Raw genomic sequence first — 26,526 nt, 5'->3', positions numbered from 1 at the left:
ATCAGCCGGCCAGGCGCTCCCCTATCCTGTACGGCTCGCGCCGAGGAAAGGGAACCCGAGTGAACGTGAGCCTGCGTCCGGTCCGCGAGGCGGACCTGGAGGTGTTCGAGGAGCATGGGGCCGGCCCGAAGGGGACCGGGGAGCTGCAGTGGTTCGGCCATCGCAGCCTTCATGTGATGCGCCGCGAGTTCGAGGCGAACGGGCTGCTGGGACCCGAAGGCGGCTACCTCACCATCGACGCCCGCAGTGACGTGGCCGGGTGGGTGCGCTGGTCGCAGCGGCTCTGGGGGCCGGCGCACACCTCCTGGTGCTGGACGCTCGCCATCGTGGTCTTCCCGCGTTACCGCGGCAAGGGCGTCGGCAGCCGGGCGCACCGCGACCTCGTGGACTACCTGTTCGCCCACACCCGGGCCGAGCGGATCGAGGCCATCACCGACGTCACCAACCTCGCCGAGCAGGGTGCGCTGGCCAATGCGGGGTTCGAGCGTGAAGGGGTGATCCGGCGGGCCCAGTGGCGCGGCGGGAGCTGGCACGACCAGCTCCTCTACTCCGTGCTGCGCCCATAAACCGATCTCCCCACTGCTGGAGCGACCGCCGCTGAGCTGGTGGTGATACGGAACTGCTCTTGCCCGAGCGTCACCGAATGTAATTAGTGTGTCACGATTGCCGTACGATGTTGGTGTGAATCTGACAGAGTGGGCGCGTGCGCAGGGGACCGCCCCGCGTACCGCCTACCGTTGGTTCCGTGAGGGCACGTTGCCGGTACCCGCGGAGCGGGTGGGGCTACGCACGATCCTGGTGAACATCGAGGCGAACACCGCACCCGGCGGGATCGGGCTGTGTGCCCGGGTGTCCTCCCACGATCAGAAGGCGGATCTGGAGCGTCAGGTGGCCCGGCTATCCGAGCGGGCGGCCAAGGCGGGGCACACAGTGGTACGGGTTGAGGCCGCCGCGAGTGCAGATGACTGACCCGACGCGACAGCAGAGGCAGATCCGGCCGATCGAGCCCTCGTTCGTGGCGCCCGGCCCATCCGGTGTGGCGATCCGTGACCAGCTCAAGCACCTCACCGACGCCGACGAGAAGGTGTTGCGGCTGGTCGGCGAGCATCTGGGAAGCCTGGCCTCGGCCGATCTGAAGAGGCGGTGCGCGGACGGCAACGCCCACGATGCGCAGCGGTGGGCGGCCCGCAAGCAGGGCTTGACCGCCGCGTCGTCGTCGCGCTGGGCCGGGTCGATCACCAAGGCCAGCCACGATCAGTGGGCGCTGTCGCACCGCTGCCAGGCCGCGCACATCACTGACCTGGAGGCGGCCACCGCGACGATCGCGCACAGGCTGTCTCTTCCCCTACGCCAGAAGGGGACCAAGAAGGCTCCGGGCGGCTACCGCTCACGGCAGGAATGGTTTGAAAAATCCCGCCGCCTGACCACCCTGACCCACCGGCTGGATGCCGCCCGCGCCGACCGGGACAACGGCGTCGTGCATGTGGTGCGCGGCGGCAGACGGCTGGCCAACACCCGGCACAACCTGGAGGCGGCCGAGCTGTCGGTGCAGGAGTGGCGGCAACGGTGGCAGGCCGCCCGCTGGTTCCTGCAGGCCGACGGCGAGTCCGGCAAACGCCACGGCAACGAGACCATCCGCGTCACCCCCGGCGGCGAGGTCTCCATCAAGCTGCCCGCACCGCTCGCCGACCTGGCTAACGCGCCGCACGGCCGGTACATCCTGGCCGCCCGGGTCGCCTTCAAGCATCGCGGCGTCGAGTGGGCCGCCCGGGTGGAGGCGAACCGGGCCGTGGCCTACCGCATCGGCTACGACGTGGCCCGCGACCGCTGGTACCTGACCGCCTGCTGGCAGCGCCCCGTCGTCCAGATCATCCCCCTGCGGGCCGCACGCGCGGCAGGAATGGTCGGGGTGGACACCAACGCCGACCACCTGGCCGCCTACCGGCTGGATGTCCACGGAAACCCGGTCGGCGACCCCCGCCGGTTCTTCTTCGACCTGTCGGGAACCGCCGATCACCGCGACGCGCAGATCCGGCATGCCATCACTCGCCTGCTGCACTGGACGGTCCGCTCCGGCGCCACGGCGATCGGCATCGAAGACCTGGACTTCGCCACGGAGAAAACCCGCGAGAAACACGGCCGGCGCAAACGCTTCCGCCAGTTGATCTCTGGCATGCCGACCGGGAAACTCCGTGCCCGGCTGACGTCGATGGCGGCCGAGCACGGCCTGGCGATCGTCGCGGTCGACCCGGCCTACACCTCCAAGTGGGGCGAGCAGCACTGGCGAACCCCACTCACCACAGCAAACCGCGGCATGACCCGACACGATGCCGCGAGCATCGCGATCGGACGACGCGCTCTCGGACACCCGATCCGGCGACGGACGACACCGCCTCCGCAGCACCAGAGCGATGCTGCGGAGCATCGGACCGTCCAGGCCGCACCGGGCACCCGAGAGCGCCAGGAAACCCGCCACCCCGTCACGGACCGAGCACACGATGCACGCCCCCGGACGCGGGACACAAGAACGCGGGAGACCAGCGCACCCAACACCGTTCGGGATGCGCGCAGTACCGGGATGTGGGTCCAAGACTCACTCCCGGATACTGTTCAGGAACGGTACTTGCCGAGCACCTCGCCGGGTGAGCAGCAGGTCCCGGAAGGCCGCGCGCCCTGCGCGACCTACGGCGTCCTCAGCGGACGCCGCGCGGTCTGAACTGGATGCTGATGCGCGGCCCGGTGGGGCGGGCCGTCTTGGGGATCGCGTGCTCCCACGTGCGCTGGCAGCTGCCCCCCATCACGATGAGGTCGCCGTGGCCCAGGTCGTGCCGGATCGACGCGCCGCCGCCCCGCGGCCGGAGCAGCAGCGGGCGCGGGGAGCCGACCGAGATGATCGCGACCATGGTGTCCTCGGTGCCGCCCCTGCCGATGGTGTCGCCGTGCCAGGCCACGCTGTCGCGGCCGTCGCGGTAGAAGCACAGGCCGGCCGTACGGAACGGCTCCCCGAGCTCCTGCCCGTAGCGGTCGTTGAGCGCGCGCAGGGCGTCGTCGAGCGCCGGATCGGGCAGCGGCTCGTCCTCGTCGTAGTAGGCGAGCAGCCGCGGCACGTCGACGACCTTGTCGTACATCCGCCGCCGCTCCGCATGCCACGGCACCACCTCGGACAGGCGGGAGAACAGCTCGTCCGCCCCCGCCAGCCAGCCGGGGCCGACGTCGATCCACGCCCCATGGTCGAGCCGCGTCCTGCGGATCGCCGAGCCGACGATCTCCTCGGCACCGAGCAGAGAAGCTTGGAAAACAGCCGTCATGACATCGAGTGTATGCGATCGTTCAAACATCCATTCGAGTACGGCCTCAGACCGGCTGCGCCCGGCCGCCGATGCGGCCGGGCGCGCGGCTCGTCGTCCCACCCGCCCGGTCTGTACGGCACGCAGCCCGTACAGACCGGGGCGGCCACGCAGGCCGCCGATCCCCACGCCTTCAGTATCCGACATTCCCGCCCGTCACGCCCGTTACCCACGCGGCGCTTTCGTGGCGGCGGGACCGGTCGACGTCCGGCTGCGATGCGCGGCGACGCGCTCACGGGTGGCGCAGCGGGTGCTGCAGTAGCGTCGCGGGCTGCCACCTCCCAGGTCCAGGTACGGCCGGCGGCAGGTGACCGAGGCGCACAGCCCGCCCGGAACGCGTTGGTGATCGGCCAGCAGGATGGCCAGCGCCAGCGCGGAGGAGGCCAGGAACCACTCCCCCCACGGCGCGTCGTCGTCGCCGTCCACGTGCAGGTGCCACGGGGTGGTGCCCTCGTGGCTGGTGAGGCGGGGTGCCCGCGCGACCGTGGCGAGCAGGGCGTTCAGGTGGGCGGCCGCCGTGGCGGGGTCGGCGGCGGCGAAGACGGCGACGAGCCGCTCCGCCGCGGCCCGCATCGCCGCCAGGTCGGCCGCGCCCAGGTACAGGCCGGCGCTCTCGCCGTGGTCGCGCAGCACCCGCGCGACCGACTCCGGCGACGGTTCGTCGTGGAGCAGCGCCACGCACAGGTCCACGGCCCGCGCCGCCATCGCTCTGGTCGAGTGAACCTCCACTCCAGCAGCGTAAGCCCGCACACACGGGTACGGCGGGGCTCCCCCAGCCCCGCCGTACCCGGTCGAACCGGACGAAGCTCAGCCGCCGCAGGCCGCGAAGACGTAGCTGTCCTTCAGGAGCGAGTAGTGGTCGCGGACCTTGACGGCCCCGGTGCCGGTGTCGATCTGGACGATCGTCATCTTGTTCGCCTTGCCTTCGGGGTACTGCACCAGGTGCAGCGTCACCTGCTGCTCACCGGTCCAGTCGACCATGAGCAGGTCGCCGGCCGGCAGCTTGAGCTTCCGGCGGGCGGTGACCTGGTCGGTCTGCAGGTCGTACAGGATGAGCTGGGGCTTGGCGCCCATGACGACGTTCGCGGTGGTCCGGCCGTCGCCCGAGAGGGCCTGCGGGGTGTTCGAGGAGACGATCTGCGGCGGCGTGGTCCGGAACAGCTGCTCGCCGGACTCGCTGTAGGCGATCAGGTCCGTGACGCCCTCGTCGCCGGCGGTGTCGGTGAGCAGTTCGCCGCCGTCGGCGCTGAAGCCGAGCATCGTCTGGCCGCCGGGCGTCGTGCCGAGCAGGGCGCCGGTGGCGGTGTCGAAGATCCGCGTCTTCACCGCCTTGGCGGTGCCGAAGACGGCCGCGAGCCGGCCGCCGTCGTCGGAGAGGTTGAACGTCACGTTGTACTGGGCCACGCGCGGCAGCGCGTCCTTGGCGAAGACCTTCACCCCGCCGCTCATGGTCCGTACGGCCAGCCGCCCGGCCTTGGTGAAGTAGGCGACGCGCTGACCGTCACCGCTGACGGCGATGGGCGCGACCTGGGTGACCGACGACTTGCCGTTCGCCTCGCGGGCGATGGTCTCGGCGTCGGGCAGGGAGCCCTTCTCCCCGCTGTGCATCATCAGCCGCCACTTGCCGCACGGCCGCTGCTCGCCCTTGACCGTGCAGCCCTTGACCGAGGCGTAGCGGATGCCGTCGTGTTCGTGATGTGACGCGGCCTGGGCGGCCGTCGGCGCGGTCATCAGGGCGGCCAGCCCCGCCGCGATCGCCACGGTGATCCTGAGCTTCATGGTCATCACTCCCCTGCCACGCTGAAGGCGTACCTGGTCTTGCTGATCGAATACCTGTCGGTCTGCGTGACGGCACCGGTCCGCACGTTGACGGTGAGCACCCGTACCACCGCCGTCGTGTCGTCGTCGCCTGACTGCACGAGCACCGTGAGCTGTCCGTCCCCGCTCCACCGGGCGAGGTACGGCGTCTGTGCGGGCTTCAGCGCGAGATCCACGCCCGTGGAGAGGTCCCCGGTCTCCAGGTCGTAGATCCGCAGCCGCGGGGCCTTCTTGGCTTCCTCGTCCCCGGAGATGATCACCGCGACGGTCTTGCCGTCGGCGGCCAGCGTGGTGAGGGCGGCGTTCGCGACGACCTGCGGCGGTGTCCGCTTGACCGAGCCGCCGTCGACCCGGTAGGCGATCAGCGTGGAGGTGTTGTCGCCCTTGTAGTCCTTGGTCAGGACTTCGCCCCCGTCGGCGCTGAAGCCCCTGACCTCGTCCATGGCTGGCACCTGGACGACCTTGCCGGTGGCGATCGTGACCACCTTGCCGGGGACGCGCTCGTGATCGCCGGTGTAGTCGATCAGCAGTTTGTCTCCCTTGGGCGACAGGTACAGGGAGACCGAGTCCGTCCCGTACCGCTTCGACACCAGGGACGCGGCCAGCACCTTGACCGGGCCGCCCGTCGTCCCCCGGACGACGATGCGATGGTCGCGGGCCCGCTCGTAGGCGATCACGTGGCCGTCGCCGCTGATGGCGAACAGGCCGGCGTACTCCACCTTCCTGCCCTTGCCGTCGATCCCGTTGGCGGCGGTGTCCTTGACGGCGATCTTCCTGCCGTCACGCATGACGAGCTGCCAGTGGCCGCAGGCGTAGGTGGTCTCGTTCTTCTTGTCGGCGCAGGACTTGATCCAGGCCGCCCGGGCCTCGGATGAGCCTGCTTGGGCGTGGGCTGCGGTGGGAATGATCCCCAGCCCGCCGATGACCGCCGTCGCGAGGAGGGCGGCGGTCGCTGAGGTGTGCCTCATAGCGAGTTCCTTTCACTCGTCCGGTTAGATACCGGCTGAGCGAAAGGGGTTGATCACAGGTCAGCCACAAACACCTACCTGCGCGGTGCGCATGGTCAGGACAGCGGGCGGCGGCCGGGGAAGCCCAGGTCCGTACGGTGATACCAGCCCAGTCCGGTCTCGCCCTCGATCCAGCAGAGGCGTACCGACACCCCGTCGAGCACGGCGGGGAAGTCGATGAGGACCGGCGCGATCCCCTTCACCTCGATGCCCTGCTCGCTCCAGGCGCTCACGAGCTCCTCGATGCGCGCCTCGAGCGCCTTGATCTCGGGGATGCCGCCCAGCGCTGAGGCGCCGACGCTCTGGCGGTCGAAGGCGATCTCGGCCAGGTCGGCACGGGCGGCGATCAGCTCTCCGGCCTCGCCGATGATCGACGGCATGAGCGAGCGCGCCTCGTCGGGGCTGAACATCCTGGGCATACCCGAACGCTACCGGTTCGGCTCGTAGGCGCGGACGAGCAGTTGCTCGGCCTCGTCGAGATAGGCGTCGAGGAAGGCGGCGGCCTCCTCCGGCCGGTCGGCTTCGAGGAGTTCGAGCAGCTTGCGGTTGCGGGCGACGAACGGCTCGTGGAACGCGCGTGGATTCTTCATCACGTGGAAGACCAGGCGCAGCTCGGCCAGGAGCTGGCGCATCGACTCGTCGAGCCGGGGGCTCTGGTTGAGCGTCACCAGGGCCTGGTGGAAGCGGATGTTGGCGGTGCCCACTCCCCGCCAGTCGTCCGCGGCGGCGGCCCGCTCGGCGTCCGCCACGGCCTCCCTGATCACGCTCAGCGCCTGGCCGGTCGGGCGGCGTCTGATGGCCGCGCCCTCGATGACCCGGCGCACCCGGTAGAGGTCCGCGACGTCCTCGGCCGACAGGATCCGGACGAACACTCCCCTGTTGAGCCGGTGGTCCAGCAGTCCCTCGTGGCCGAGCAGCCGGAACGCCTCGCGCAGCGTGTTGCGCGACACGCCGAGCGCGTCCGCGATGGCCTCCTCGGACAGGCGCTGGCCCGGCTCGAAGAAGCCCTCGGTGACGCGGTCGCGCAGGATGTCGGCCACCCGCTCGGCCGTGCTGCTGCGGCCCAGCCTGGCCCGGTCGTGTTCAAGATCTGAAAGGGGACTGTCCACCGCGTCATCCACATTTCACAGGGAATCATCCAACAAACCTCTTGTCGAATTGTTCAACGATCCATATGTTGATACATGACCCCCTGATCGAAGGAGCGATGATGACAGGCTCCACGCGACAGACCCGGCGGGTGATCCTCGCCAGCCTGATCGGCACCTCCCTGGAGTGGTACGACTTCTTCCTTTACACCACCGCGGCGACGCTGGTCTTCGGCAAGTTGTTCTTCCCCACCTTCGACCCGCTCAACGCGACCCTGCTGGCGCTGACGACCAACGCCGTCGCGTTCGTGGCCAGGCCGCTCGGCGGGATCGTGTTCGGCCACTTCGGCGATCGCACCGGCCGCAAGACCGTGCTGGTCGTGACGCTGCTGGTGATGGGCGTCTCGACGTTCCTCATCGGCGTGCTGCCCGGATACGACAGCGTCAGCGCGCTCGCGCCGATCATGCTGGCCACGCTCAGGTTCGTCCAGGGTCTGGGGCTGGGCGGCGAGTGGGGCGGCGCGGTCATCATGTCGCTGGAGCACGGCGACGACCGCCGGCGCGGCTTCAACGCGAGCTGGCCGCAGGTGGGCGTGCCCGCCGGATACGTGCTGGCCACCGGGACCCTCGCGATCCTGTCGTTCACGCTGTCGGACTCGGCGTTCCTGTCGTGGGGCTGGCGGGTGCCGTTCCTGCTGTCGGGCGTGCTGGTGCTGGTCGGGCTCTGGGTCCGGTTGAAGATCACGGAGTCGCCGCTGTTCGCGGAGCTGGCGCAGCAGGGCGCGAAGGCGAAGATGCCGCTGCTGGAGGTGCTGCGCACGCACCCGCGCGCGCTGCTGTCGGCGTTCACCGCGCGCATCGGCGTGGACGTGGCCTTCTACACCTTCACCGCCTACATCCTGGTCTACATCACGGGCCCGCTGAAGCTGGACCGCTCGGTGGGGCTGAACGCGGTGCTGATCGCCTCCGCGCTGCAACTGGCGCTGATCCCGCTGTTCGGCGCGCTGTCGGACCGGGTCGGCCGGCGGCCCGTCTACCTGGCGGGCGTGATCGGCGCGGCGGTGTGGGCGTTCGCCTTCTTCCCGCTGCTCGACACCAGGTCGTTCCCGCTGATCGCGCTCGCCGCGATCATCGCGCTGGTCACCCACGCGGCGATGTACGGCCCGCAGGCCGCCTTCATCGCCGAGTTGTTCAGCACCAGGCTCCGCTACAGCGGCGCGTCCATGGGATACCAGGTGGCCGGGATCGTCGGGGGCGCGCTGGCCCCGATCATCGCGCTCAAGCTGTTCACCGCGTACGGCACCACGACGGCGGTCTCGATCTACGTGGTGGTCGCGCTGGCCGTCACGGCCTTCGGCCTGGCCATCGCGCCGGAGACCCGTGACCTGGACATCGCCGCCGACGTCCCGCAACGGGTCTGAGCAGACCGTTCTCCGACGCCCCTCGACGGGGCCCCAGTGCGCCGCCCTCGGCGTACCCCCTCTGTAGGTCTTGCCGCGAAAGCGCGGGCGGCGGCTGCCACCGCCGCCCGCGCGGGAAGGCATCCATGCGTATCACCCTGTCGATCGCCTTGATCATCGCCGCGCTGATCGCGGTCCCCACCCTCATCGGCCTCGTCGGCGGCCTGGAGAGCACCCAGGGCGGCGAGGTCGCCGTCGTCCGCGACGGCGGCTGGTTCGACGACAACCAGGTCCGCCAGGTCATCGACCCGGGCTCCGGGCTGACCTGGACGGGCATGTGGTCCTCCGTCCACGCCTACCCCGCGCAGCAGCGCTTCTACACGATCACCGCCGACGCCAAGCGCGCCAGCAGGCTCGGCGTGGACGTGGTGACGGTACCGAGCAGCGACGGCGTGAACCTGGGCATCGAGGGAACCCTGTACTTCACGCTCAACCTCGACCACGACGCGCTGAAGAAATTCGACGACAAGTACGGCACCCGTACGTACCGCGCCCAGGACGACAGCTCGCTGGCCGCGTGGGACGGCGACGACGGCTGGACGGCGTTCTTCGGCCAGGCCGTCCGGCCGGTGATCGACAACGCGCTGCGCAGCCAGCTCGGCGACATGCGCTGCGCCGAGCTCATCCCCTCGTGCTCGCTGCTGCAGAGCAGCGCGCTCAAGCCACAGGCCAGCAACACGAACATCACCAAGGTCCAGAACGCCGTCAACGCCGCGCTGGCCCGGGACCTGCCCCAGGCACTGGGCGGTGAGTTCTTCACCGGCCTGCGCTTCACCCTGGCCAAGGTGACGCTGCCGGTCGAGGTGCAGCAGGCCGTCGACAGATCGCTGGCGGCCGGCGCCGCCGTCTCCGAGGCCCAGGCGCGGGTGGCCCAGGCCAAGGCCGAGGCGGCCGCGAACCAGGCCCGGCAGGAGGGCTACGACAAGTGCCCCGCGTGCGCCGAGATCGACAAGCTCAAGTCGCTCCCCCAGGGCATCACCGTCTATGCCCCGGGCAACCCGCAGTCCGTCGTGGTCCCGGCGAAGTGAGAACCGTCCGCGGGCCGGTGTGCGATAGCTGAGGTGTGAGACCGTGCTGCCGAGGCTGCCGGACGAGGCCCTGTTCCCCGTGGGGGACATGCTCGTCGAGGTGGGCGCCTGCCTGGGGATCGGGCTGGCGGCCGCGGCGACCGCCGTCCGGTACGCGCCCGGACGGCAGGCCGCCATGGCCGCCGTGGTCGTGCAGCTCGCCCTGGTGCTGGCCACCATCCTGCTGCCGCCGGAGGTCAGGCTGTGGCCACCGACGTGCGGGTTCGGTCATTGGGACGAGGCGCACCGGTTCTGGTTGTTCGCCTTGCCCGTGCCGTACCTGTGGCTGATCGTGTCAGGCCGGGATCTTCGGTGAGTCTCCGAGGCGCGGGCGCCGCCAGGAGCCCTTGAAGGCGGCCACCGACGCCAGGAAGATCACCTGACCGGCCAGTGCCACCCACAGCCACGTTCCCCACCCGCCGGCCTTCACCACCATCGGTGAGATCACCAGGAGGGCCACGATCATGACCCGGACGACCATGCCCCACAGGCCCAGCGCCGCGCCCTGGAGCCGGGGGTCGACGTCTTCGGCGTCCTCGGAGAAGTTCGCCATCCAGGGGACGTAGGCGACACCCAGGACCAGGAACAGGATCGCGTAGACCAGGGTGACGCGGCCGATCGTGGCGCCCGTGCCGACGAGGCTGATGAAGTAGGCGAGCGTCGCGATCGTCAGCACGATGCCCACGGCCGTGAACGGCTTGCGCAGGCGCAACCGGTCGGAGACCCGGCCGACCACGATGACGGCCACCGCGTTGAGCAGGATGCCCAGGGCGACGACGCGGTTGGCCTCAGCGGTCTCCATCCCGAACGCGTTGGCCAGGATCGTCTGGCCGAAGATCGCGAAGGTCCAGTAGAGCACCTGCCAGCCGGTGTTGCCGAGCACGTGGGCCCAGAGGTGCGGGTGCCGGAACAGCTCCTTCACCTTGCCCGGATCGATCTTCTCCTCGGAGACCACCGCCTGCTCGTACTGCATGACCTGGGCCCGCAGGGCCGCCGACGGCTCGGCGATCTGCCAGATGATGACCCCGCACAGCAACAGCGAGACGACGCCCATGATGATCGCCTGCGACTGCCAGGCGTTGCCGAACATCGGCAGCGTGAAGCCGGCGATGAACGAGGCCAGGAACGAGGCGCCGACCGGCCCCCAGGTCCAGAACGCGAACGCCTGCGCCCGGCCCAGGCGCGGCGAGAAGTCGCGGACGAGCGACGCGGTGATCGTGATCCCGGCGCCCTCGATGAACAGCATCAGGCAGCGGACCACGAACAACCCGCTGACCGAGTCGACGGTGGCGAGCAGGAAGTTGCAGGCCGCGGTGACGGTCAGCGTGGGCACCAGGATCGTGACCCGGCCCCACCGGTCGGACAGGATGCCGCCGAACCCCGCCGACAACCCGCCCACCAGCACGGACACGGCCGCGATCAGCCCGTAGACCTCAAGTGACATCTGCAGGTCGCGCTGCAGCAATGGCAAGATGGTGGCGATCGTCGTCTCGAAGTTGGCGATCAGACTCGCCAGCACGGCTATCGCCAGGAGCCAGACCCGGCGACGGCCGACGGGGTACACGCTCAACTCGCGGACATAGAACGGCTTCATTACCCAGTCCTTAGTGGGACGCGGTGCCTGACTGTCGCCCTAGAACACGTTTCTAGTTGCTGTTGAGCCTGTCGTTTTATCCAGATAAGTCAAGTTTTGCGGCTATCACGATGTGATCTCGATCACACGTGGAGCGTTGTGATTGAATCGCGGCCATTTCCCAGAACGCGGGCCTCTTTATGGGCATAAACTGCGCGCCTGTGAGCCTGCCTGTACGTGAACGTTCCCCCCGGCCGGGTGGCGGTCGACACCGCCGTCCCGTGCCCACGTCCCTGCCGCCGGACGCCCCTGTCCTCGTCCTCGCGGTGCCGGGCAGCACCTCGGGCGTGGCAGCGGAGATCGCGGCCGTGGTACGCGTCGACAACCCCCAGATCGAGGTACGCCTCACGACCGTCACGGACCTCGCCGATTCGTTGCCCGCGGGCCGCGAAGCGATCGTGGTGCCGCTGCTGACCTGGGACGATCCCCTCGTCCTCGCCGACATCGGCAAGGCCGTCGCGGCGGCGGGGTCGAACGCGGTCGTGACGGAGGCGCTCGGCCCGCACCCGCTGCTGGCCGAGGCGCTGCACATCAGGCTGGCCGAGCGCGGCCTGGCCAGGGCCGACCGGGTCCGGCTGCTGAACGTCTCCAGCCCCGTCGACGCCATCATCCTGGGCACGGTCGGCGGCGAGCGGGCCGTGCACGCCGTCCAGGCGACGGCGGTGCTGCTCGCCTCGCGGCTCACGCTCCCCGTGGTCGCCGCCTCTCTCGACAGCGACCCGGGTGTGCCGATCGCGGCCGAACGACTGCGAGCCGCCAGCGCCGAGCGCCTGGCCATCGCGCCCTGCCTGATCGGCCACGAGGCCCCGGCGTCGATCGTCGAGCAGGCCGCCGCGGCGGTCCGCGCGGGCTACGCCGAGCCGCTCGGCGCGCACAGCGCGGTGGCCGAACTTGTCGCGCGAGCTTACGGAAGTCAACTCGCGACTTGACAAGGGCTTGTAGAGATCACTGAAATCGGGTTACCTTTCTCCGCATGCCCCGCGTGCAGTGGAAAGGTGCGCGTCTGGGCCTCCGTGACGTCACGGAGGCCGACGTGGCCGCCCTGCACGCCGTCTACGGCAACCCGGAGGCCACGGCGTACATGCCGTTCGAGCCGCGCACGCTGGAGCAGGTGGCCGCGCTCGTCGACGACGCCATCCAGGCCGCCGCGGCCCAACCGCGGCGGCTGTACGCGCTGGCGGTGACCGACGCCGAGACCCGCGAGGTGGTCGGGGTGGCGCGGCTGCACATCGAGGTGGACCACCCGCACAGCGCCGAGATCGGCCTCGGACTCCGGCCCGACCAGTGGGGGCGCGGCATCGGCACGGACCTGATCCGCCTGGTGCAGTCGTTCGGCTTCAAGGAGCTGGGGCTGCACCGGATCTGGGGCGCGCGGGCACCCGGCAATCTGCCCGCCCAGCTGGCGATGCTGACCGCCGGGATGATCGAGGAGGGCCGGGTCCGCCACCACGTGCTGACACCGTCGGGCTGGCGCGACTCCATCATCCACTCGATCATCGAGGACGACTGGACGGACCGGTAGGGTCAGGCTTCGCGCTTGACCAACGCCGCGGTGCTCTCCCGGACTATGAGATCCGTCGCCAGTTCCACCCTTCTGCTCTCCGGCGCCTCGCCGCGCTTCATCGCCAGGACCGTGCGGGTCGCCAGGGCGGCCATCTCCTGGAGCGGCTGGCGGACCGTGGTCAGCGGGGGCCAGGCCGACTTCGACAGGGGCAGGTCGTCGAAGCCGACGACGCTGAGGTCCTCCGGGACGCGCAGGCCGCGCTGGCGGGCGGCCTCGAAGACGCCGAAGGCCATGAGGTCGCTGCCCGCGAAGATCGCCGTCGGCGGGTCGGGCAGGGAGAGCAGGGCGTGGCCCTGGTCGTGGCCCGAGTCGACCAGGAAGGTGCCCCTGCGGATCAGCGCGGGATCCACCTCGACACCCGCGGTCTCCAACGCCGCCCGGTAGCCGTCGACGCGCGCCTGGCTGCAGAGCATGTCGGCGGGGCCGCTGATCATGGCGACCCTGCGGTGGCCCAGCTCCAGGAGGTGGCGGGTGGCGGCCAGGCCGCCGTGCCAGTTGGTGGCGCCCACCGAGACCACGCCGGGGGCCGGCTCGCCCTCCGGGTCCACCACGACGAACGGCAGTGAGCGGGCGCTGAGCTGCGCCTGGACGCCGGTCGAGAGCTTGGAGGCCACGACGACCACGCCGTCCGTCCGCCGGGAGGCGAGGCGGTCCAGCCAGTCACGGCCGGGACCCGCGTGGGTGTGCAGGACCGACATGACGACGCTGGCTCCCGCGTCGCGGGCCGCCGACTCGGCGCCGCGGACGATCTCCATCGCCCACGGCGACTCGATCTCGGCGAACACCAGGTCCACCAGGCCCGAGGGCGTGTCGTCCTGGCTGGTGCGCCGCTGGTAGCCGTGCTCGTGCAGCAACCGCTCGACCCGGTGGCGCGTCTCCGGGGCCACCTCGGGACGGCCGTTGATGACCTTGGAAACCGTGGGGATCGAGACCCCGGCCTCCTCGGCTATCAGGGCGATCGTCACCCGCCTCTTCGCTGGCATGAGCCGGAGTCTATCGAAACTTTCGGCGACGAGTTGGAATCGCTCCCACGGCGGCTATTGACGCATTCCAGACTGCATACTTATGCTCCGGGCAGCGAAATTATCGGGGTGTCTACGAAACTTTCAGGAGCGGAGAAGGGAACCCCTATGAGGCGCAGTCTCGTACTGATCGCCACGGCCGTACTCCTCGCCGGCTGCGGCGGCGGCGGGACCGCGGAGCCCGCCCAGAGCGGTAAACCGGCCTCGCCCGCGAAGGTGACGCTCGAATGGTGGCACCTGTCGACCAGTGAGCCGTTGAAGTCGCTCTGGGCGACCAGGGCCAAGGAGTTCGAGGCCGCGCATCCCAACGTGACGATGAAACTGACCGTCCTGGAGAACGACGCGTACAAGGCCAAGCTGACCACGCTCACGCAGTCGGGTAAGGCGCCCGACCTGTTCGCCACGTGGGGCGGCGGAGTGTTGAAGCAGGAGCTCGACGCGGGTCTGGTCAAGGACATCAGTGACGACGTCGCGCCGGTTCTGGGCGACTTCACCAAGGCGTCGCTGGCGGCCTACCAGTTCGACGGGAAGACGTACGCGCTGCCGACCGACATCGGGATGGTCGGTTTCTGGTACAACAAGCGGCTCTTCGCCAAGGCGGGCATCACCGCGCCGCCGGCCACGTGGGCGGAGTTCCTGGAGGACGTCAAGAAGCTGAAGGCGTCGGGGACCACCCCGATCGCGCTGGCCGGCAAGGAGAAGTGGCCCGGCCACTACTACTGGGCCTATCTGGCCATGCGCATCGGCGGGCTGCCCGCCCTGCAGCAGGCCGGGGTGGACCACGACTTCACCAAGCCCGACTTCGTCGCCGCCGGGCAGCAGCTCAAGGCGCTGGTCGATCTGCAGCCGTTCCAGAAGGGCTTCCTCGGGGCCGGCTACGGCACCCCTGACGGCCAGGCCGCGACCATGTCCAACGGCAAGGCCGCGATGGAGCTGATGGGCCAGTGGGCGCCGAGCGTGCAGGCTTCTTCGGGCAAGGGGCTCGGCGGCGACCTGGGCTTCTTCCCCTTCCCGACGGTCGACGGCGGCAAGGGCGCGATCACCGAGGCGTTCGGCGGCGGCGGCGGGATCGCCGTGGGCGCCGACGCGCCACCGGAGGCGGTGGAGTTCGTGAAGTTCATGACCGAGAAGGGCAATCACGCCAAGGCCGTCGAGTCCGGCGGGGTGCTTCCCGTGCTGAAGGGCGAGGAGAGCGCGGTCAAGGACGCCAACCTGAAGGTCGTGGCCGAGTCGCTGGCCTCCGCCACCGGCTTCCAGCTCTTCCTGGACCAGGCGTACCCGCCCGCGGTCGGCCAGGAGGTCAACGACAGCGTGGCCCAGCTGATCGGCGGCACCAAGTCACCCCAGCAGGTCGTCGACGCCATCACGGAAGTGGCCAAGAGCGAATGACGACGCTGACCCGGGGGCCGCAGGCGCCCGCGCTCGCCGCCCCCGCGTCGCCCTCCCGGGGGCGGCGGCGCGGCTGGGTGACGATCGGGCTGTTCCTGCTGCCCGCGCTGGTGCTCTTCCTGCTGCTCGTCGTGGCGCCGATCCTGATCGCCCTGTACGCGAGCGTCTTCAAGTGGAACGGCTTCGGCGGGCTGCCGAAGAACTTCATCGGGCTGGACAACTTCACCCGGCTGTTCGGCACGGAGGTCTTCCGGGACGACGTCTGGCACCTGGTGGTCCTCGTGGTCCTGACCGTCGTGGTGCAACTGCCCATCTCGCTGGGCATCGCCATGCTGCTCAACCAGCGGATCCGCGGGCGGACACTGTACCGGCTGGTGTTCTTCGCGCCGTACGTGCTCTCCGAGGTGATCACCGGCGTGCTGTTCTCGCTGATCCTCTCCCCGGAGGCGGGGGTGGGCAACCTGATCCTGGGCGTGGTCGGGCTGAACTCGGACTGGCTCGCCGATCCCGACACGGTGATGATCTCGCTCTTCCTGGTCATGACGTGGAAGTACTTCGGCTTCCACATGATGATCTACCTGGCCGGGCGGCAGAACATCCCCGACGAGCTGATCGAGGCCGCGCAGATCGACGGCGGCACCTCCAGGCAGGTGTTCTGGCACGTCACGCTGCCGCTGCTGGGGCCGACGATCCGGATCAGCGTGTTCCTGTCGGTCATCTACACGATCCAGCTCTTCGACCTGGTCTGGATCCTCACCCAGGGCGGGCCCTCGCACTCCTCGGAGACGATGGCCGTCACGATGCTGGAGTTCGGGTTCAAGCGCTCGCAGGTCGGCTACGCCAGCGCGATCAGCGTGGTGATGTTCGCGCTCAGCCTCGTCTTCGCCCTCGCCTACCAGCGCTTCGTGATGCGGCGCGACCTGGAGGGCGCGACCACCAGAATGGGAGACCACCGATGAGACGGCCGGCCCTGCCCCTGCACGCGATCGCGTGGATCGTCGGCGCCTTCATCCTCGTCCCGGTCGTCTACGCCCTGCTCGGCGGCTTCAAGAGCACCGCCCAGCTGTCCACCAACCCGTTCGGCCTGCCCGACCCGTGGGTTCCGTCGAACTACACCGACGTGCTCGCCGACGGCCCGTTCTGGCGGCAGTTGTGGAACAGCACGTTCATCGCGCTGGCCTCGACCGTGCTCGTCGTCGCGCTGTCGGCGCTGGCCGCCTTCGTCTTCGCCAGGTTCGCCTTCCGCGGCAGGGAGGTGCTGTTCACGCTGTTCACGATGGGGCTGATGTTCCCGTTCGCGGTGGCGATCCTGCCGATCTTCGTCCTGCTGCGTACCTTCGGCCTGCTCGACAGCCCCCTCGGCGTGATCCTGACGCAGGGCGCCTTCGGGCTGCCGCTGACGATCCTCATCCTGCGCGGCTTCTTCCGGAGCATCCCCGGCGAGATCGAGGAGGCGGCCATCCTCGACGGCTGTACCGCCTTCGGCTTCTTCTGGCGGATCCTGCTGCCGATGGCCCGGCCCGCGCTGGCCACCGTGTCCGTCCTGGCGATCGTCGGGAGCTGGAACAACTTCATGCTGCCACTGGTCGTCTTCAGCGACGAGTCGGGATGGACGCTGCCGCTCGGCATCCAGCAGTTCCAGGGCCAGTACAGCTCCGACACCGCCCGGATCCTCGCCTACCTCGTCCTGGCCATGGTGCCCGCCCTCGGGTTCTACGCCATCGCCGAACGCCACCTGATCGGTGGCCTCACCGCAGGAGCCACGAAAGGGTGAACATGCTGCAGGTGTCCGGAACCCAGCTCGTCACCGCCGACTCCACTCCGGTACGCCTGCGCGGGGTGGGCTTGGGGGGCTGGCTGAACATGGAGAACTTCATCACCGGCTACCCCGCCAACGAGAGCTCGATGCGCGAGGCCGTACGGGAGGTGCTGGGCGAGGATCGGGCGGAGCTGTTCTTCGAGCGGCTACTGACCTCGTTCTTCACCGAGCGGGACGCGGCGCTGCTGGCCGGGCTGGGCGTGAACTGCGTGCGGATCCCCGTCAACTACCGCCACCTGGAGTCCGACCAGCGGCCCTTCGAGGTCATCGAGCACGGCTTCCGCCACCTGGACCGGGTCGTCGACCTGCTCGGCTCGTACGGCGTGTACAGCGTCATCGGCCTGCACGCCCTGCCCGGCGCGCAGAACCAGCACTGGCACTCCGACAACCCCACCCACGTCGCCGCCTTCTGGAACCATCGCCACTTCCAGGACCGGGCCATCCACCTGTGGGAGGCCATCGCCGACCGCTACCGCGAGCACCCGTGGGTGGCCGGGTACAACCCGGCCAACGAGCCGGGCGACCCGAGCGGCAAGGTGATCGGGCCGTTCTACGACCGGCTGGTGAAGGCGATGCGCGCCGCCGATCCGCGGCACGTGCTGTTCCTCGACGGCAACACCTACGCCACGGACTTCTCGATCTTCCGCGAGGTGTACGGGAACACGGTGTTCGTCTGCCACGACTACGCTCTGGCCGGGTTCGCGCACGGCGGGCCGTACCCCGGCTACACCCGCGGCGAGTGGTGCGACCGGAGGGAGCTGGAGCGGACCTTCCAGGAGCGGTCCCGGTTCCAGCGGGAGACGGGGACGCCGCTGTGGGTGGGCGAGTTCGGGCCCGTCTACACGGGTCACCCTGAGATCGACGAGCAGCGCTATCGGATCCTGCGCGACCAGCTCGACATCTACGACGCCCATGGGGCCGGTTGGTCGCTGTGGACGTACAAGGACGTGGGGTTGCAGGGGCTGGTGCACGCGGCCGGGCCGTACCTCGACAGGTTCGGGGCGTTCATCGGCAAGAAGCGGCGGCTCGGCGCGGACCGGTGGGGCTCCACGATGGAGGAGTCGGCCGACGTGCTGGCGCCGCTGCACGCGATGCTCGACGCCGAGGCTCCCGGCTGGGCCCCCTACCCGTGGGGGGCGCGCTACCAGGCCGACGACCTGATCAGGCACATCCTGATCGCGCAGGCGCTGCTGCCCGAGTACGCCGAGCTGTTCAGGGGGCTGTCCGACGACGACGTGGTCGAGCTGGCCGACTCCTTCGCGCTGGAGCGGTGCGTACGGCGGCAGCCGCTGCTCGACCTGCTGGCCGGCAACCTGGGCGGGTGATTCTGCGACACCGCCGTGGTATCACGCGGGATTGTCGGTGGCGCACCCTACGATGAGGCTCCTCACGGAGGGATACCCAGATGCTCGACTCGCTGATCGTGCCCCTGTTCGTCACCACGGACCTGCCGCCCGAGGCGGATCTGGCCGAGTTCGGGGAGCTGCTGGCTGAGACGGCGCGGACGCTCGACCATGACGAGGTGAGCTACGCGGCCTTCCTGGCGGGCAAGGTGTTCTGGCTCGACCGCCCGGTCCTGCCCCGGCAGCGGCCCGCCGCCGAGGTCGAGCCGCGGTTCGCGGCGCTGCTCGGCTACCTGGCCGCCTCCGGGACCGGGCACACCTCCCGCGACGTGCTGGCCGACATGCGCCGGGCGATCGGCGCCGCCGTCACCTCCCGCTACGGCGACGCGGAGGCGGCGCCCGCCGTGTTCGCGATCCGCGACCGCGACGTACGGGAGCGCACCCCCGACACCGCCGTCTACGTCGACACCCGCGACGCCGCCACCGACCTGGTCACGGTCACGCGCCCTTACCTCTGACAGCGTCCGGCCCCAGAGGCACGCGGGTCAGAGGTACCGGCGTCAAAGGCACGGGCGTCGGAGACCGCCGTCAGCGCGGCACCGAGCGTCAGCACGGCGCCTTAGGCGGCTCAGCGTGACACCGGGGTCAGTTCGACGAAGGAGACGCCCGGCATCGGCAGGTCGAAGTCCACCGCCACCGTGCCGTCCGTGGCCGTGAGCGCGGTGGCCGGGGTCAGCTCGTCCAGGGTGTTGACCGAGCGCAGTTTGTCCCACTGCCCGTCGGCGGGCCAGTCGCCGCCGCCCATCGACCGCCAGGCCGCCTCGATGTTGGAGTGCTCCCCGTCGACGCGGTGATGGGTGACCATGTAGTCCCCATCCAGGCCGGCGACGGTCAGGGAGACCGCGCGCGACAGCTCGGGGGCCCCGTCAGCCTGTGCCTGGTTGAGGGTGCCGTTCCAGGCCAGCACCCCGACGCGCCCGTCCTCGTGCCGTGCCGCCCAGACCTCGACCCCGCCCGCGTCGCCCTCGACCACGGTCGCCAGCTCGGCGTCGCCGAGGCGGGCGGCCAGGGTGAGCGCGTGGAAGCGGGGCTTGCGCAGGTTGCCGACCGTCAGCAGGCCGAAGCCGCCGTGGAAGAGGCGCGGCGGCCGCCCCAGCTCCTCGAAGTGGTCCGAGGCCACCCAGTGCGACACGGCGGCCAGCCGGCCGGCCGCCGACTTCATGCCGTGCAGCAGGAACGCGGCCCCGAACGGCCCGTCACCGATGCCGTGGAAGTGCGTCGGGGTGGGCCCCCACTCGGTCCACCAGACGGGCGTGTCCGGCCGGCCGTGCCGGGCCAGGGCGGGACGCCAGTCGAGCGGGGCGTTGCCGTAGGTGTGGGTGGAGATGAAGTCGAGCTCCGCGCCCGACTCGGCGACGTGCGCCAGCAGCTCCTCCACCCAGCCGTTGGCCGCCGAGGCGGGCCCGCCGACCCGCAGCTCGGGGTGGACGTTCTTCACGGCGGCGGCGCTGACGTCGTAGAGCAGGAAGTACTCCTCGGGCGTGCCCGTCCAGAAGACGGCGAGGTTGGGCTCGTTCCACACCTCGAAGGCCCAGTTGTCGATCAGCTCGTGGATCCCGTACCGCTCGGCCAGGTGCTCGACCAGCGCCCTGACCAGGTCGCTCCACGCCTCGAAGTCCTTGGGCGGGGAGATGATCGCCTCGTAGCCGAACACCGTCCTGGACGGGTCGGCGGCCAGGTCGCGCGGCATGTAGCCGAGCTCGACGATCGGCCGCAGGCCGAGCGCCATGATCGTGTCGTAGACCTCGTCCACCTTGGCGAAGTCGTAGACCGCCTGGCCGTCGACCTCCTTGTAGACGCCGAGGTCGTCACCGAGGATCGCGTGGGCGCGCACCGTCTCGACGCCGAACTCCTCGCGCACGGTGCGCAGCGCCTCGGTGAGCTCCGCGCCGATGGGCCGGCCGCCCGTCTCGTCCTCGCTCAGCAGGTACGACAGGTGCTCGGAGCCGATCATGTACCGCCACGGCCGGGGCAGGTCGCGGGTGACCGCGGCGGCGTCGACCCGCACGCTGACCGCCGCCGGTCCGCCGTCCAGCGGAGCCGCCGGCACCGCGTCCGAGGCGGGGCCGACGAGCTCCATGGCGGCGATCGCCGCGACCGTGTACGACGCCGCGCCGTGTCCCGTGTCCACGTAGCGGCACTCGGGTACGGCCGCCACGTCCACGTCGGGCTGCGACACCGGCACGCCGTCCCGGTGCACCAGGTAGCCGATCGCCTCCGGCACGGGTTCCCACGTCAGCGTCACGTGGCCCGCACCGGGGACGGCCCGCAGCCCGGCCGGCGCCTGAAGGGCCGGCTCGGCGGCCGGGACCGCCTCACCCGACGCCTGGTGGAGACGTTCCTGCCAGTCACGGCGTGCGGCATCAGCCGTACTCATCTGGGGTTCCCCGATCTGTTGGAGCGTCAGTTGGCGGGAGGGGCCCCCTGAACGGCCCACTCCTCGATTTCCATCACCGGCCGGAGCTTCGCCTCGACGCCGGCGCCGCCGAAGTAACGGTGCAGGTTGCCTCCGGTGAGCACGTTGCCCAGGGCGGCCATGACCATGCCCTGGTCGAGCGCGAGGTACCACTTCGACACGGCGCCCGAGCGGACCGCGACGGAGTCGTAGAAACCGCCGGGCCCGTAGGCGTCGAAGTTCTTGCGGATCTTGGCCAGGTTATCCATCGCCTGGGCCCGCGCGTACGGCAGAGCCAGGAAACTGGCGTGCGGAGTGACCACTCCGTCACCGTAGGCGGTGGGTTCTGGCTGGGCCGGTCGGCAGCCCTCGTAGCCCGGATCGGTGCTGGTGCGCTCCTCGTCGGAGGTGTAGCCGGGGGTGTCCATGCCGAGCGGGTCCACGCCGTACTCGCGGTAGCCGCCGTGCGGGTCGTTGGACGGCGAGAAGCCCCAGTAGCCGTACTTCGCCTCGCGCAGGCCGTGCTCGATCTGCGCCTTGACGAACACCGGATGGTTGCGGCCCCAGCTCCGGGGCGCCCACGCCGCCTCGGGAACGACCAGATCCGGCATCAGCGCCTCGAACATCGAACCGCCCCAGTTGGGGACGTATCGCAGGCCGCGATAGCCGTACGTGCCCTCCCAGACGTTGACGCCCAGGTACTTCTTCCACGCGCCGACCGGCTTCTGCTCCTGCCAGCCGAAGTCACAGCCGTTGTCGGGGAAGGTCCGATACGGGCCGAAGTAGCTCTCGCGCGGGATCTGGCCGAGCGCGATGCCCACGTACTGGGCGATCCGGGTCTCGGCGGGCGCGCCGTAGTGGTGGCAGGTCGACCAGACCTTGGTGCCGGTGCCCGCGTAGTCGCTCTCCACCGAGCAGCCCTCGGGCTTCTCCGGCCAGAAGCCGCCGCGGATCAGCCCGGTGCCCGCGTCGGGGCGGGCGGCCGGGTCGTAGTAGGAGGCGAAGTTCATGGAGGTGACCAGCCGCGCCGCCCGCGCGGAGTGGCGGGGCACGGCGGTGCGGACCATCATGAGGGCCGTGGCCAGCCAGCTGTTGTCCACGCTGGAGGCGAACAACCGCACGGGATCGCCGTTGTCGGGCCAGGTGTGGACGAGCTGGAGGGTCGCCGGGTCGTACCAGTTGTAGTACTGGCCCGTCGGGGTGTCGCGCTCCATCCGCTCCAGTCCGTCGAGCACCTTGCCGACGCGGGCCGTGGCCTCGTCGGAGCCGATGAGGCGCAGGTCGCGGGCGGTGAGCGTGCTCCACAGGTAGGTGCCGATGTTGGTGGGCGAGGTGACCTTGGCCCTGGTCTTCAGGTCGCCGGTGACCTTGTCGGACGGGATGCCGGTGGCGGGGTCGACCATGGCGGTCATCGACCGCCACGTGTCCTTCGCGTACCGAAATAACGTGTCATTTCCCGATGAAGCGCTGGCTGGGCTGGGCACGGCGGCGGCCAGCACCAGCAGGCCGGCGAGCAAGGCGGTCTTGCGCATGGGGGTGCTCCTCTACTTGAGGCCGGATGTTGCGATGCCTTGGATGAAGAAGCGCTGCAGGAAGACGAACAGGACGAGGATCGGCGCGACCACGATCATCGCCCCGGCGACGAGCAGGTTGTAGTGCGTGCCTTCGTGGCCGTTGAGGATGTTCAGGGCCACGGGCAGCGTGTAGACGTCCTCCGACTGCGCCACCACGGCCGGCCAGAGGAAGTTGTTCCACGCTCCGAGAAAGGTGATCAGGCCCAGCGTGGCCATCGCGGGCTTGCAGAGCGGCAGCACGATCCTGGCGAAGATCCGGAACTCCCCCGCCCCGTCCACCCGCGCCGCGTGGATGAGCTCGTCGGGCAGGTCCGCGATGAACTGCCGCATCATGAACACGCCCAGCGGCGTGATCAGCCCCGGCAGGATGATGCCGAGGAAGGTGTTCACCATGCCGAGCTTCGCGATCAGCACGAACTGCGGGATCATCAGCACGATCGCCGGCACCGCCATCTGCACCAGCACCAGCCCGAAGACGGCGTTCCTGCCGCGGAAGCGCAGCTTGGCGAAGCCGTAGCCGACCATCGAGCAGAACAGCAGGTTCCCGGCGACGATCACCAGCGCGACGACCACACTGTTCACGAACGCCTGCCCGAGGTGCACCCGGTGCAGCAGCTCGGTGTAGTTGTCCAGCGTGAACGTCTCGGGCCAGAACGTCGGCGGATCGCGCCGGATCTCCGCCTCCGGCTTGACCGAGCTGAGCCCCGCCCACAAGAACGGGCCGACGACCAGCAGCAGCCCGACGCTCAGGCCGAGGTAGGTGATCAGCTTCTGCCCGCGGGTCCGTCTCACCGCGCCCTCCCGATCCTGAGCTGCAGTACGGCCAGCGCGATGATCACCATGAACAGCACGCTTGCCGCGGCACCCGCGTAGCCGTAGTTGCCCACCCCGAACTGCTTGAAGATCGCCAGCGAGGCCGACAGCGTGGAGTTCAGCGGCCCGCCACCGGTCATGATCAGCGGCTCCTCCAGGAACTGCAGGAACCCGGTCGAGCTGTAGACGGTGCAGAACAGGATCACCGGCCGCAGCTGCGGCAGCGTGATCGACCTGAACCGCGCCCACCGCCCGGCCCCGTCCACCTCCCCCGCCTCGTACAGCTCCCGAGGGATCCCCTGGAGCGCCGCGAGGAAGACCACCATGTCGAACCCGAAGCTCCGCCAGGCGGTCATCACGATGATCGACGGCAGCGCGGTGGCCTGCTCCTGGAGCCAGGCGGGCCCTTGCAGGCCGACCAGCTCCAGCAGCCGGTTGACCAGTCCCGCCTCCGGCTCCAGCAGGAACTTCCAGGCGACCGCGACACCGATGATGCTGGTGATGTGCGGCAGGTAGTAGCCGAGCCGGAAGAACGCGGCGGGCAGGCGGGCGATGCCGGAGTTCAGGGCCACGGCGGCGGCCAGGCCGAGTCCGATGGTCAGCGGCAGCCCGGTGACCACGAAGATCGCGGTGTTCAGCGCCGCCTTCCGCATCGCCTCGTCGCCGGCCAGCCTGAGGTAGTTCTCGACGCCGACCAGGTCGACGGCCAGCGGGTCGGCGACGTCCGTGCTCCGCATGTCGGTGAAGCTCATGCCCAGCCCGGCCAGCAGCGGCCCGAGGTAGAACACCACGAACATGACGAGGAACGGCAGCACGAACACCCAGCCGAGCCCGCCCCTGCGAAGGAGCGCCATCACTAAAGGCCGGTGCCGATCGTGTCGGCCTGCGCCTGGATGGCCTTGGCCGTCTGCTCCGGCGTCTGCTTGCCCAGCGCCAGCTTCTCCAGCTCGGTCTCGAACACCTTCGACACCTGCTCCCAGGTCGGATACGGCGGCGGCGTCTTGGCGTCCTTGAGCTGCTCCCCGAAGACCTTCAACTGCCGGTCCGCGGCCAGCTCGGGCTCCTGCCAGGCTGACTGGACGCTGGGCAGCGCCTTCACCGTCGTGTACCACTTGGCCTGCACCTTGGGGTCGGTGAGCCACTGGATGAACTTCCACGAGGCGTCGCGGTTCTTGGCCTGCTTGAAGACGACCAGGTCGGAGCCGCCGACGAAGCTGGTGGCCGAGACCGGGCCCTTCGGGTAGGGCGCGACGTCGAACTTGTCCTTGAAGCCCGCGCCGCCGTCGTTGTCCAGCACGCCGATCATCCACGGGCCCGAGAAGAAGCCGCCGACCTCGCCCTTGATGAAGTTCTGCGGGAAGGCGCCCTTGGGGGTGTCGTTCGGGGCCAGCTTCTCCTGGAAGAGCGAGGCGTACTGCTTGAGCGCGGTCACCGCCTCGGGGGTGTCGAAGGTGTACTTGCCGTCCTTGACGATCTCGCCGCCGGCCTGCCAGATGAGCGGCACCAGCTCCTGCCAGGAGCCCTCGGTGTAGCCCTGGTTGAAGCCCTTCTTGGCGCCGCCCTTGTCCTTCAGCGCCTTGGCGAACGTCTTGACCTCGGCCCAGGTGGCCGGCGGCTTGACGCCCGCCTTCTCGGCCTGGTCCGTGCGGTAGTACAGGACGCGGGTCTCGACGTACCACGGCACCCCGTACGCGGTGCCGTTCACGTCCACGGTCTGCCAGGCGCCGGGGAAGAAGTCGGCCTTGTCGATGAGGTTGCCGGGCGTGGGGTCGAGCACGCCGGTCTTGGACAGCTCGCCCGCCCAGGTGGAGCCGATCATGCTGATGTCGGGGGTGGCACTGCCCGCGATGGCCGAGGTGATCTTGTCGTGGGCGATGTCCCAGCCCATCGGCGTCACGTTCACCTTGACGCCCGGGTTGGCGGTCTCGAAGTCCTTGGCGAACGCGCCGAGCGCCTTGCCCTCCTCCCCTATCCCCCAGACCGTGATCTCGCCGGAGACCGCGCCGGACTTGACGTCCTGCGCCTTTTCTGGGGCCTTGTCGGCGCTGCGCCCGCAGCCGGTGACCAGTATCGCGAGGGTGAGCAGGCCGGCGGCGGAGCGCCGGGTCGAGGTGTTCAACGGGGTTCCTCCTGGGGGTGGTGACCGCAACTGGCGCGCAGCACCAGCTCGGTGGTCAGGACGAGGTGTCTCGGGGTGTCACGGGCGCCGGTGATCAGCTCGTCGAGCGCCCGCGCGGCGCGCGCGCCCAGTTCGCGCATCGGCTGGCGGATGGTGGTCAGCGCCGGGCGGGCGTGGCGGGCGGCCATGATGTCGTCCCACCCGGTCACGGCCAGCTCGTCGGGTACGGCGAGTCCGAGCTCCTCCGCCGCGAGCAGGGCGCCCAGCGCCACCTCGTCATCGGAGCAGACGATCACCTGGGGCCGGGCCGGAGCGCGCAGCAGGGTCCTGGCGGCCTGGTAGCCGCACTCGACCGTGTAGTGCTCCGTCGGCACCGCCTCGATCGCACTGCCGAGGACGGACCTGACGCCCTGCCAGCGCTCGTCCACGTCGTCTCCGGTCGCGATCGGCGCGCCGAGGAAGACGAACCTCTGGTAGCCGTGCTCCAGGAGGTGCCGGGCCAGCGCGCGGGCCGACGCGGTGTTCTCGCTGCGCAGCGTGTCGGCCCCGGCGAGCGGCTCGCGGGAGACGAACACCAGCGGCATGCCCATCCGGACCAGCTCGGCGACCAGGTCGTCCGGAGCCGTATGGCCGAACACCATCAGGCCGTCCACCCGCCCCGCGAGGTCCTTGACCAGGTCGTGCACCCGGGTGCGGCCCTTGGTGGACAGGATCACCACCGACCGGCCCAGCTCGGAGGCCACCTCCTCGTAGCCGAGGAGCACCTCGGTGTAGTAGGGGCCCGCGAGGTTGGGGAAGACGATGCCGTTGGCGGCGTGGCGGCCTTCGGCCAGGCTGACGCCGAGGCGGCTGGGCGTGAACCGGAGCTCCTCGACCGCCTTCAGCACCTTCTCCCGCGTCTTGGGCGCCACCGGCCCGGTGCCGCGCAGGGTCCGCGACACGGTCGCGATCGACACGCCCGCCCGCCGCGCCACCTCGTAGATCGTCACGTCCATCCAGGCTGCTCCT

General features: G+C 70.0%; 26 protein-coding genes and 1 pseudogene. 13 read left to right on the top strand and 14 right to left on the bottom strand.

Annotated features, from left to right (window positions below; genetic code table 11):
- Positions 1–65 precede the first annotated feature (65 nt).
- From ACGFNP_RS30225 to ACGFNP_RS30215, 3 genes and pseudogenes are all read left to right on the top strand, one after another.
- Positions 66–566 carry a GNAT family protein gene (locus ACGFNP_RS30225; protein ID WP_358325221.1) on the top strand — a complete coding sequence of 167 codons (501 nt, stop codon included), beginning with the start codon at positions 66–68 and terminating at the stop codon, positions 564–566.
- A gap of 115 nt (positions 567–681) precedes the next feature.
- Positions 682–942, top strand: a pseudogene (locus ACGFNP_RS30220) (IS607 family transposase); the annotation flags it as partial.
- A gap of 19 nt (positions 943–961) precedes the next feature.
- The gene (locus ACGFNP_RS30215; protein ID WP_358325218.1) at positions 962–2,716 is read left to right on the top strand and encodes an IS200/IS605 family accessory protein TnpB-related protein; all 1,755 of its coding nucleotides are present in this window, start codon (positions 962–964) and stop codon (positions 2,714–2,716) included.
- Here ACGFNP_RS30215 and ACGFNP_RS30210 read toward each other — a convergent pair.
- The 6 genes from ACGFNP_RS30210 to ACGFNP_RS30185 all read right to left on the bottom strand — a co-directional run bounded on the left by ACGFNP_RS30210 (position 2,694) and on the right by ACGFNP_RS30185 (position 7,293).
- Positions 2,694–3,308 carry an alpha-ketoglutarate-dependent dioxygenase AlkB gene (locus ACGFNP_RS30210; protein WP_393324720.1) on the bottom strand — a complete coding sequence of 205 codons (615 nt, stop codon included), beginning with the start codon at positions 3,306–3,308 and terminating at the stop codon, positions 2,694–2,696. The two genes, ACGFNP_RS30215 and ACGFNP_RS30210, sit on opposite strands and share 23 nt — an antisense overlap.
- Positions 3,309–3,512: 204 nt before the next feature.
- Positions 3,513–4,076 (bottom strand): CGNR zinc finger domain-containing protein, encoded by a 564-nt coding sequence (locus tag ACGFNP_RS30205; protein WP_393324718.1) that lies wholly within the window; start codon positions 4,074–4,076, stop codon positions 3,513–3,515.
- A gap of 78 nt (positions 4,077–4,154) precedes the next feature.
- A complete protein-coding gene (locus tag ACGFNP_RS30200; protein ID WP_393324716.1) occupies positions 4,155–5,126 on the bottom strand; it encodes a hypothetical protein in 972 nt (323 codons plus the stop codon).
- 5 nt (positions 5,127–5,131) lie between these two features.
- On the bottom strand, positions 5,132–6,133 hold the full coding sequence (locus ACGFNP_RS30195; protein ID WP_393324714.1) for a hypothetical protein: 1,002 nt from the start codon (positions 6,131–6,133) through the stop codon (positions 5,132–5,134).
- Positions 6,134–6,228: 95 nt separating this feature from the next.
- Positions 6,229–6,591 carry a DUF2203 domain-containing protein gene (locus ACGFNP_RS30190; protein ID WP_358325206.1) on the bottom strand — a complete coding sequence of 121 codons (363 nt, stop codon included), beginning with the start codon at positions 6,589–6,591 and terminating at the stop codon, positions 6,229–6,231.
- 9 nt (positions 6,592–6,600) lie between these two features.
- Complete coding sequence (locus ACGFNP_RS30185; protein WP_393324712.1) at positions 6,601–7,293, bottom strand: GntR family transcriptional regulator; 693 nt, start codon at positions 7,291–7,293, stop codon at positions 6,601–6,603.
- An 89-nt stretch (positions 7,294–7,382) separates the two neighbouring features.
- Between ACGFNP_RS30185 and ACGFNP_RS30180 the strand changes: the two genes are divergently transcribed.
- The 3 genes from ACGFNP_RS30180 to ACGFNP_RS30170 all read left to right on the top strand — a co-directional run bounded on the left by ACGFNP_RS30180 (position 7,383) and on the right by ACGFNP_RS30170 (position 10,103).
- Positions 7,383–8,681, top strand: a complete 1,299-nt coding sequence (locus ACGFNP_RS30180) for an MFS transporter (protein ID WP_393324710.1) — start codon at positions 7,383–7,385, stop codon at positions 8,679–8,681.
- Positions 8,682–8,806: 125 nt separating this feature from the next.
- On the top strand, positions 8,807–9,748 hold the full coding sequence (locus ACGFNP_RS30175) for an SPFH domain-containing protein (RefSeq protein WP_393324708.1): 942 nt from the start codon (positions 8,807–8,809) through the stop codon (positions 9,746–9,748).
- A gap of 43 nt (positions 9,749–9,791) precedes the next feature.
- Positions 9,792–10,103 (top strand): hypothetical protein, encoded by a 312-nt coding sequence (locus ACGFNP_RS30170; RefSeq protein WP_393324706.1) that lies wholly within the window; start codon positions 9,792–9,794, stop codon positions 10,101–10,103.
- On the opposite strand, the gene ACGFNP_RS30165 is transcribed toward ACGFNP_RS30170, so the two are convergent.
- Positions 10,083–11,381, bottom strand: a complete 1,299-nt coding sequence (locus ACGFNP_RS30165; protein ID WP_393324704.1) for an MFS transporter — start codon at positions 11,379–11,381, stop codon at positions 10,083–10,085. The two genes, ACGFNP_RS30170 and ACGFNP_RS30165, sit on opposite strands and share 21 nt — an antisense overlap.
- A gap of 260 nt (positions 11,382–11,641) precedes the next feature.
- Here ACGFNP_RS30165 and ACGFNP_RS30160 point away from each other — a divergent pair, with 260 nt between their 5' ends.
- Entirely contained in the window at positions 11,642–12,349 is a 708-nt protein-coding gene (locus ACGFNP_RS30160; RefSeq protein ID WP_393324702.1) for a sirohydrochlorin chelatase, read from the top strand.
- Positions 12,350–12,393: 44 nt separating this feature from the next.
- Positions 12,394–12,942, top strand: coding sequence for a GNAT family protein (locus ACGFNP_RS30155; RefSeq protein ID WP_358325186.1), 549 nt, complete (start codon positions 12,394–12,396; stop codon positions 12,940–12,942).
- A gap of 2 nt (positions 12,943–12,944) precedes the next feature.
- Here the strand turns inward: ACGFNP_RS30155 and ACGFNP_RS30150 are convergent, their stop codons facing one another.
- Positions 12,945–13,967 carry a LacI family DNA-binding transcriptional regulator gene (locus ACGFNP_RS30150; protein WP_358325183.1) on the bottom strand — a complete coding sequence of 341 codons (1,023 nt, stop codon included), beginning with the start codon at positions 13,965–13,967 and terminating at the stop codon, positions 12,945–12,947.
- A gap of 147 nt (positions 13,968–14,114) precedes the next feature.
- Between ACGFNP_RS30150 and ACGFNP_RS30145 the strand changes: the two genes are divergently transcribed.
- The 5 genes from ACGFNP_RS30145 (at position 14,115) to ACGFNP_RS30125 (ending at position 19,075) form a co-directional block, all read left to right on the top strand.
- Positions 14,115–15,395, top strand: coding sequence for an extracellular solute-binding protein (locus tag ACGFNP_RS30145; RefSeq protein WP_358325180.1), 1,281 nt, complete (start codon positions 14,115–14,117; stop codon positions 15,393–15,395).
- Entirely contained in the window at positions 15,392–16,354 is a 963-nt protein-coding gene (locus ACGFNP_RS30140) for a carbohydrate ABC transporter permease (RefSeq protein ID WP_393324700.1), read from the top strand. The genes ACGFNP_RS30145 and ACGFNP_RS30140 overlap by 4 nt, the downstream gene beginning before the upstream one ends.
- Positions 16,351–17,169, top strand: coding sequence for a carbohydrate ABC transporter permease (locus ACGFNP_RS30135; protein ID WP_358325174.1), 819 nt, complete (start codon positions 16,351–16,353; stop codon positions 17,167–17,169). The genes ACGFNP_RS30140 and ACGFNP_RS30135 overlap by 4 nt, the downstream gene beginning before the upstream one ends.
- 2 nt (positions 17,170–17,171) lie before the next feature.
- On the top strand, positions 17,172–18,539 hold the full coding sequence (locus tag ACGFNP_RS30130; RefSeq protein WP_358326013.1) for a cellulase family glycosylhydrolase: 1,368 nt from the start codon (positions 17,172–17,174) through the stop codon (positions 18,537–18,539).
- Between the two features lie 80 nt (positions 18,540–18,619).
- Positions 18,620–19,075: a hypothetical protein gene (locus tag ACGFNP_RS30125; RefSeq protein WP_393324698.1), complete on the top strand. Its 456-nt coding sequence runs from the start codon at positions 18,620–18,622 to the stop codon at positions 19,073–19,075.
- A gap of 110 nt (positions 19,076–19,185) precedes the next feature.
- On the opposite strand, the gene ACGFNP_RS30120 is transcribed toward ACGFNP_RS30125, so the two are convergent.
- Genes ACGFNP_RS30120 through ACGFNP_RS30095 form a run of 6 tightly spaced genes read right to left on the bottom strand, consistent with a single transcriptional unit; the run spans position 19,186 to position 26,513 of the window.
- Positions 19,186–20,994, bottom strand: a complete 1,809-nt coding sequence (locus ACGFNP_RS30120) for a hypothetical protein (protein WP_393324696.1) — start codon at positions 20,992–20,994, stop codon at positions 19,186–19,188.
- A 26-nt stretch (positions 20,995–21,020) separates the two neighbouring features.
- Positions 21,021–22,544, bottom strand: coding sequence for a glucoamylase family protein (locus ACGFNP_RS30115; RefSeq protein WP_393324694.1), 1,524 nt, complete (start codon positions 22,542–22,544; stop codon positions 21,021–21,023).
- Positions 22,545–22,556: 12 nt separating this feature from the next.
- A complete protein-coding gene (locus ACGFNP_RS30110; protein ID WP_393324692.1) occupies positions 22,557–23,378 on the bottom strand; it encodes a carbohydrate ABC transporter permease in 822 nt (273 codons plus the stop codon).
- Complete coding sequence (locus ACGFNP_RS30105; protein ID WP_358325159.1) at positions 23,375–24,253, bottom strand: sugar ABC transporter permease; 879 nt, start codon at positions 24,251–24,253, stop codon at positions 23,375–23,377. Before ACGFNP_RS30105 ends, ACGFNP_RS30110 begins: the two co-directional genes overlap by 4 nt.
- Before the next feature lie 2 nt (positions 24,254–24,255).
- Complete coding sequence (locus ACGFNP_RS30100; RefSeq protein WP_393324690.1) at positions 24,256–25,518, bottom strand: sugar ABC transporter substrate-binding protein; 1,263 nt, start codon at positions 25,516–25,518, stop codon at positions 24,256–24,258.
- The gene (locus tag ACGFNP_RS30095) at positions 25,515–26,513 is read right to left on the bottom strand and encodes a LacI family DNA-binding transcriptional regulator (protein ID WP_393324688.1); all 999 of its coding nucleotides are present in this window, start codon (positions 26,511–26,513) and stop codon (positions 25,515–25,517) included. Before ACGFNP_RS30095 ends, ACGFNP_RS30100 begins: the two co-directional genes overlap by 4 nt.
- Positions 26,514–26,526: the final 13 nt, after the last annotated feature.

It is taken from the genome of Nonomuraea sp. NPDC049269 (assembly GCF_043197155.1).
In the GTDB taxonomy this organism is placed as follows: Bacteria; Actinomycetota; Actinomycetes; order Streptosporangiales; family Streptosporangiaceae; genus Nonomuraea.
The sequence above is the reverse complement of the archived record's forward strand: the minus strand, read 5'-3'. Positions and strand labels throughout refer to the sequence as shown.

Excerpts from the sequence above, each read along its gene's own strand:
- ACGFNP_RS30215 (WP_358325218.1), top strand. The coding sequence starts at position 962 with ATGACTGACCCGACGCGACAGCAGAGGCAGATCCGGCCGATCGAGCCC.
- ACGFNP_RS30210 (WP_393324720.1), bottom strand. The coding sequence starts at position 3,308 with ATGACGGCTGTTTTCCAAGCTTCTCTGCTCGGTGCCGAGGAGATCGTC.
- ACGFNP_RS30200 (WP_393324716.1), bottom strand. The coding sequence starts at position 5,126 with ATGAAGCTCAGGATCACCGTGGCGATCGCGGCGGGGCTGGCCGCCCTG.
- ACGFNP_RS30195 (WP_393324714.1), bottom strand. The coding sequence starts at position 6,133 with ATGAGGCACACCTCAGCGACCGCCGCCCTCCTCGCGACGGCGGTCATC.
- ACGFNP_RS30190 (WP_358325206.1), bottom strand. The coding sequence starts at position 6,591 with ATGCCCAGGATGTTCAGCCCCGACGAGGCGCGCTCGCTCATGCCGTCG.
- ACGFNP_RS30180 (WP_393324710.1), top strand. The coding sequence starts at position 7,383 with ATGACAGGCTCCACGCGACAGACCCGGCGGGTGATCCTCGCCAGCCTG.
- ACGFNP_RS30175 (WP_393324708.1), top strand. The coding sequence starts at position 8,807 with ATGCGTATCACCCTGTCGATCGCCTTGATCATCGCCGCGCTGATCGCG.
- ACGFNP_RS30165 (WP_393324704.1), bottom strand. The coding sequence starts at position 11,381 with ATGAAGCCGTTCTATGTCCGCGAGTTGAGCGTGTACCCCGTCGGCCGT.
- ACGFNP_RS30155 (WP_358325186.1), top strand. The coding sequence starts at position 12,394 with ATGCCCCGCGTGCAGTGGAAAGGTGCGCGTCTGGGCCTCCGTGACGTC.
- ACGFNP_RS30150 (WP_358325183.1), bottom strand. The coding sequence starts at position 13,967 with ATGCCAGCGAAGAGGCGGGTGACGATCGCCCTGATAGCCGAGGAGGCC.
- ACGFNP_RS30145 (WP_358325180.1), top strand. The coding sequence starts at position 14,115 with ATGAGGCGCAGTCTCGTACTGATCGCCACGGCCGTACTCCTCGCCGGC.
- ACGFNP_RS30140 (WP_393324700.1), top strand. The coding sequence starts at position 15,392 with ATGACGACGCTGACCCGGGGGCCGCAGGCGCCCGCGCTCGCCGCCCCC.
- ACGFNP_RS30135 (WP_358325174.1), top strand. The coding sequence starts at position 16,351 with ATGAGACGGCCGGCCCTGCCCCTGCACGCGATCGCGTGGATCGTCGGC.
- ACGFNP_RS30130 (WP_358326013.1), top strand. The coding sequence starts at position 17,172 with ATGCTGCAGGTGTCCGGAACCCAGCTCGTCACCGCCGACTCCACTCCG.
- ACGFNP_RS30125 (WP_393324698.1), top strand. The coding sequence starts at position 18,620 with ATGCTCGACTCGCTGATCGTGCCCCTGTTCGTCACCACGGACCTGCCG.
- ACGFNP_RS30120 (WP_393324696.1), bottom strand. The coding sequence starts at position 20,994 with ATGAGTACGGCTGATGCCGCACGCCGTGACTGGCAGGAACGTCTCCAC.
- ACGFNP_RS30115 (WP_393324694.1), bottom strand. The coding sequence starts at position 22,544 with ATGCGCAAGACCGCCTTGCTCGCCGGCCTGCTGGTGCTGGCCGCCGCC.
- ACGFNP_RS30105 (WP_358325159.1), bottom strand. The coding sequence starts at position 24,253 with ATGGCGCTCCTTCGCAGGGGCGGGCTCGGCTGGGTGTTCGTGCTGCCG.
- ACGFNP_RS30095 (WP_393324688.1), bottom strand. The coding sequence starts at position 26,513 with ATGGACGTGACGATCTACGAGGTGGCGCGGCGGGCGGGCGTGTCGATC.